This window comes from Streptomyces sp. SID3343 (assembly GCF_009865215.1).
Classification (GTDB): Bacteria; Actinomycetota; Actinomycetes; order Streptomycetales; family Streptomycetaceae; genus Embleya.
Genome location: NZ_WWJX01000569.1, coordinates 1 through 5,444 on the forward strand (window position 1 = coordinate 1; position 5,444 = coordinate 5,444).

Consider the following 5,444-nt stretch of genomic DNA (forward strand, 5'->3'; position numbering starts at 1 on the left):
CGCGGTCCTGGCCGCGGGCGCAGCCGGCTACGTCCTGCCCCGGGTCCTCGCCGCGCGCCGGGAACGGTGAGGACGGGCGGCAACGGCTCGCGGCGGGTCGACCGCGCCGACCCGTCCTCGGGCGAGAATCGGGTTAGGGTGGCCGCTACTTCGGTCGGGTGCCCTTCGTGGTCGCGGCGCCGCGACCACCGGCCGACCGCTCGGAGGTTCGCTGCTCGTGCCCACCCTGCAGCCGGCCCTTCGGGCCTTTCGCGGCACGTGCGCATGGGTGGTCTCGGCACCCGGTACGTACCTGTGGTTGTCGGTCGTCTACGTGACGACGAGCGACCTGTACGTGCGCCTGACCACCGACGAGCGGGTCGACTTCCTTCGGCGGCGCAGTACGAACCTGCACAACCTGCACGCCGCGCCGCTGCGGGTGTTGGTGGCCAGTGCGGGGTGGTCGGACGGGTGGCATCTGGTCAAGTTCACGCTGCTGTTCACCGTGCTGTGCGCGGTCGCCGAGCGGTGGTTGGGTACGTGGCGGTGGTTGGCGGTCGCGGTGCTCGGGCACGTGGGCGCCACGTGCGTCAGTCAGGCGACGGTCGCGTGGCGGATCGGCACCGGAGCCCTGCCGGAGAGCGCGCGTTTCGTGGTGGACGTCGGGCCCAGTTACGGATACATGGCGGTGGCGGGGTTGCTGTTCCACGGGATCGCCCGGCCGTGGCGATGGCTGTACCTGCCGTTGGTGGGCCTGTACCTGGGCCTGCCGATGTGTGCCCACTGGGACTTCACCTCCACCGGGCATCTCACTGCGGTGGCGATCGGGCTGTCCTGCCACCGGTTGACGCGTGGGCGACCGCTGTGGGATCCGGGCGATCGGTGGCGCCGAGCGCGCGCGTGGGCGAGAGCGACCGGGACGGTGGAGGATGCGCGGCCCGGCGGTGTCGCGGCGGGGGCGTCGGGGATCCGGGAGGAGCCGGGCGGATCGTCGAACGGGCGCTGATCCGTGCGACGTACGCCGGCGCGACCGGCAGCGGCGTGCGTCGACGGCCACTTCCCGCGCGGCGACCTCCCGCCGTCAGATGGGTGGCCCCCAGCGGAGCAACGCGACCACCGTCGGCGGCAGTTCGCTGCTGTGGTCCGGGTCGTCGTGCGAACGCGCGGGCTCGGCCTGCGGTCGTCGGCCGCCGCGAAAGCGCCGCGCCAGTCGGGCGGCCCGCCCGGGTTTCGCTGCCTGTGGTGGCATGACGGTGGGCGTCTCGGTGGGCTGCTCGGTGGGTGGTTCGGTGGGCCCGGGCGGTGCGCACGGGGCGGTGTTTTGCGCGGCTCTCCTCGGCTCGGATCCGTCGGGTCCGCCGACGGGATCCGGCAGCCCTTTCCGTTCGGGTGCGACGCGTTGCGTGGTCATGCTCCGAGCCTGTCGAAGCCGGCCGATGGCGTCGACGCCGCGCCACCCACACTTTGCGCCGTGTGGCCGGCGCCGGTCGGCCACGCGAGTCGTGCGGCGGTCGGAGACGGGCAGGGGGGACAATGCCGTACATGCCTGAACCCCTGACCTACACCGAGGTCGGCGCGACGCTGGACGCGGCCGTGCCGATGCCCTCCGGATACCACCACGTCGAGCGCCGGGTGCGAGTCGGGGACGGGGACGAGGTGTTCCGGCGGGTCGCCGACGGCGTACTGCGCTGGCAAGTGTTGCGCGGGGCGGGTCTGGACGTGCGGGCCGAGGTCGAACGCGCCGTCGAGGGGGCCGAGGTCACGTCGGTGACGCGGCTGGGACCGCTCCGGGTCCCCGCGCCCTGCCGCGTGGTCGGCGTGTACGACCGGCCGAATCGGGCCGGCTTCGCCTACGGCACGCTGCGCGGGCACCCCGTTTCGGGCGAGGAGGCGTTCACGGTCGAGCGCGACGCGGACGGGGCGGTGTGGTTCACCGTCCGGGCCTTCAGTCGGCCGGGTACGTGGTGGTCGCGCCTGGGCGGTCCGGTCGCCCGCGCCGTCCAGCGCCGGATGACGACCCGGTACCTCGCCGCGGCCCGATCCTTGGCCGAACGACCGCCGGGCGACCCCGGCCGCTCCGCTGCCGCGCAGTCGTAGGTTCCCGGCGAACGAGCCCGCCCGTTCGCCCGGTTCGCCGACGTGCCCGGCCCCTGCCCGAGGTCCGACGGACCGGGTGGCAAGGGTGACGGGGGTCGGGGCCGGCGGTCACATCGATGCGCATGTTCGATGAGTACACCTGGCGCCGCTGTCGGCCCGGATGGAGTCGGAGGTTCTCGTGTCGACGCCGGCGCGTCGGCTTCCGGGCTTGCCCTGGCGGTGGCTCCCGACCAAGTGCGCCGGCAGAACCGGCCTTTGATCCGAGGGCCGATGGCATTGCCGCTGACGTGGTGACGTGGTGACGGCCCGGCGGTCGCAACGGGACCGGTCCGTCCCTCAGTTGGGGAGTCGTCGCGGGGGAGTGCCGGCCGTCTCGGTGGCAGCCGTCTCGTTCTCTGCGGGCCAGGTGCCTTCCACGTGCAGTCGGACGAGCGCGGCGTGGGAGAGCGGCGTCGTCGGGTCGGTGACGTCGCCGTTGGTGGTGTAGTCCAGCAGGACGACGTCCTCCTTGGCACGCAGGCGCTCGACCAGGTCGGCGACGCGGTGTTCGAGGACCCACCGGTAGGCTGGCAGGTAGATCCGGCGACGGGCCGCCTCGTAGGACAGGAGTCCGTCGCCGTGCAGGCCGACGCGGTGGCCTTGGACCGGGCCGTGTCGACGCACCGTGCGCTTGAGCCCCTTCATCGTGGTGATGTCGAGCTTCGCGGCATCGACGTCACAGTCGCGGAAGACCTTGAGGGCCTGCCAGATGCCCTCGACCGATTGGCCGGTCCTGCCGTCGCCGTCGGGAACCGGGATGCCGCCGTGCGGGTAGAACGGGCTGAGCCGCACCCATGGTTGCGCTGCCTTGGAGGTCACGTCGATGATCTCCGCGCCCGGGAAGGCGGCGGTCAACGAGGCCGCCGCGCGGCGACGGCTCGCGACTCGGATCGACATTCGGGAACTCCCTGCGTCGGGGACACGAGCCGGCAAGCATTCCCGACGCCACCGACATCTCCGGCGCCTCCCGAGGCGCGCGGCCCCTGTAATCGCTTCACATCCCCACCCGACCCGGCCCTTCTTCGGTGCCGTGCGGACGGCTGGGCGCCGCCTCTCGGTCGTTGCGAGGCGTACTACGTACGCGTAAGGTGTGCCTAACCTAAAAACGAGAGGGGTGGAGTGGTGATCCGTCAGCAGCCACCGCGGTCCACGCCGCAGCCGACGCGACGTCCGCGCGACATACCCGGGGGCGCGGGATGAGCGCCCCGGCCTCGACCGACCGCCAAGCGTTGGCCGAACTGCTGCGCCCCATCCGAGGCACGCTGGTGATCGCCTGCGTGCTCCAGGCGATTGCCTCCGTCGCCGGCGTGGTCCCCTTCGTCGCGGTCGCCGAACTCGGGCGCGCCCTCGCCGACGACCCGCACGACAGCGATCGCGCGTGGACGATCGCCTGGATCGGGGCCGGATCGCTCCTGGTGCGGTTGGCCTTCGTGTTCGCCGCGACCGCGTTGACCCACTTCGCCGACGAGGACTTCCAACTCGGCGTGCGCCGTTCGCTCGCCGCCCGACTCGGCCGGGCGCCGCTGGGCTGGTTCACCGAGCGTCGCGCGGGCGAGGTGAAGAAGGCCCTCGACGACGATGTCGAGGCGATGCACCACCTGGTCGGGCACGGCTACCTCAATCTCACCGCGTCCGTGGTCGTCCCGCTGACCTGCCTGGCCTACCTCGCCCGCGTCGACTGGTTGCTCACCATCGCGACGTTGCTGCCCAGTGTCGTCGGCCTGGTCCTGTACGCCGGGGCGATGCGCTCCCACGCGGGCCACCTGGCCGAATACGACCGCGCGCTGACCCGGGTGAACGGATCCTCCGTCGAATTCGCCCAAGGCATCGCGGTGGTCAAGACGTTCGGCCAGACCGGCCGGGCACACGCGCGATTCCAGCGCGAGGCCACGGCGTTCATCGACTTCTTCTGGTCCTTCGCGCGCGGCATGCTGCGCAAGTCGGCCGTGAGCGACCTGTTGCTGTCCCCGGTCACCACGCTGCTCGTCGTGCTCGCCGGCGGCACCGCGCTGGTGGCGGGCGATCACCTGGAGGCGGTCGACGTCCTGCCGTTCGCGCTGCTGGGCCTGGCCGTCGGGGCGCCGTTCCTGACGCTCTCCTACGCGCAACAGGACCTGATGACCGCGCGCCAGGCCGCCGGCCGCGTGCACGCGCTGTTGCAGACCGAGACACTGACCGCCCCGGCCACCGCCCCCGCTCCCGCGGCCGAGCCGCAACGTCCCGTCGTGCGCTACGAGAACGTGTCCTTCGGCTACCGCGCCGACCGCGACGTCCTGCACGGCATCGACCTCGTCCTCGAACCCGGACGGCTCACCGCGCTCGTCGGCGCCTCGGGATCGGGAAAGTCGACCATCGCCCGCCTGTTGCCCCGCTTCTGGGACCCGGGCACCGGTCGCATCACCCTCGACGGCATCGACATCCGCGACCTGGCCGGCCCCGAGCTGTACCGACACGTCGGCTTCGTGTTCCAGGAGACGTCCCTGCTGCGCACCTCGATCCGCGACAACATCCGCCTCGGCCGTCCCGATGCCGCCGACGACGAGATACGTGCCGCCGCGCGGTCCGCGCAGATCGACGATTGCCTGACCCGACTGCCGCGCGGCTACGACTCGATCGTCGGCGAGGACGCGCTGTTGTCCGGCGGCGAGGGACAACGCGTCGCCATCGCGCGCATGCTCCTGGCCGACACGCCGATCCTGGTGATGGACGAGGCCACCGCGTTCGCCGACCCCGAATCCGAGGCCGCCATCCAGGACGCCCTCGCCGAACTGGCCTGCGGCAGAACCGTACTCGTGGTCGCACACCGCCTGCGCACGATCACCGAGGCCGACGAGATCTGCGTCCTCGATGCCGGGCGCATCGTCGAACGCGGCCGCCACAACGACCTGCTCGCAGCCGACGGCCGCTACGCCGCGATGTGGCGCACCCAAGAGCACCTGGCCGTCTCCGCGCCGGATCTCGTACCGGGCCCCGACCCCGAGAGCACGCCCGGCCTCGACCTCAGGAGTACGCGATGATCCGGCAACTGCGCGCGGTCGTGAACGACCCCCTGCACCCCGAAGGCGCCGAACGCGACGCACTGCGCCCCATCCTGACCGGGCTCGTCGTCGAATCGGTGCTCCAGGGCCTGGCCTTCACCGTCCTGGTCCCGGTGCTCACCGCCCTGTTCGACGGCGACAACGCCGCCGCCGGCCGGTGGCTGATCGTGCTCGCCGGGCTCACCCTGGCCTACGGCGTGGTGCGCTACCGCACCCAACTGACCGCCTACCGCACCGCCGTGGCGCTGGCCCGTACCCTCTTCCAACGCCTGGGCGACCACATCGCGCGGC

Annotated in this window: 5 protein-coding genes and 1 pseudogene; 4 read left to right on the forward strand and 2 right to left on the reverse strand. The window is 72.3% G+C overall.

Annotated features, from left to right (window positions below; translation table 11 throughout):
* The first annotated feature begins 217 nt into the window (after window positions 1-217).
* Entirely contained in the window at window positions 218-985 is a 768-nt protein-coding gene (locus tag GT354_RS17620) for a rhomboid-like protein (protein WP_161357259.1), read from the forward strand.
* 75 nt (window positions 986-1,060) lie between these two features.
* Here GT354_RS17620 and GT354_RS17625 read toward each other — a convergent pair whose 3' ends face one another.
* Window positions 1,061-1,390, reverse strand: coding sequence for a hypothetical protein (locus GT354_RS17625; protein ID WP_161357260.1), 330 nt, complete (start codon window positions 1,388-1,390; stop codon window positions 1,061-1,063).
* Window positions 1,391-1,521: 131 nt separating this feature from the next.
* Between GT354_RS17625 and GT354_RS17630 the strand changes: the two genes are divergently transcribed.
* A complete protein-coding gene (locus GT354_RS17630; protein WP_161357261.1) occupies window positions 1,522-2,076 on the forward strand; it encodes a DUF1990 domain-containing protein in 555 nt (184 codons plus the stop codon).
* A 336-nt stretch (window positions 2,077-2,412) separates the two neighbouring features.
* On the opposite strand, the gene GT354_RS17635 is transcribed toward GT354_RS17630, so the two are convergent.
* Window positions 2,413-3,012, reverse strand: coding sequence for a hypothetical protein (locus GT354_RS17635; protein ID WP_161357262.1), 600 nt, complete (start codon window positions 3,010-3,012; stop codon window positions 2,413-2,415).
* A 299-nt stretch (window positions 3,013-3,311) separates the two neighbouring features.
* On the opposite strand from GT354_RS17635, the gene GT354_RS17640 reads away from it, so the two are divergent.
* Window positions 3,312-5,132: an ABC transporter ATP-binding protein gene (locus GT354_RS17640; RefSeq protein WP_161357263.1), complete on the forward strand. Its 1,821-nt coding sequence runs from the start codon at window positions 3,312-3,314 to the stop codon at window positions 5,130-5,132.
* Window positions 5,129-5,444 (forward strand): annotated as a pseudogene (locus GT354_RS17645) (ABC transporter ATP-binding protein); the annotation flags it as partial. The gene GT354_RS17640 and the pseudogene GT354_RS17645, both read left to right, overlap by 4 nt.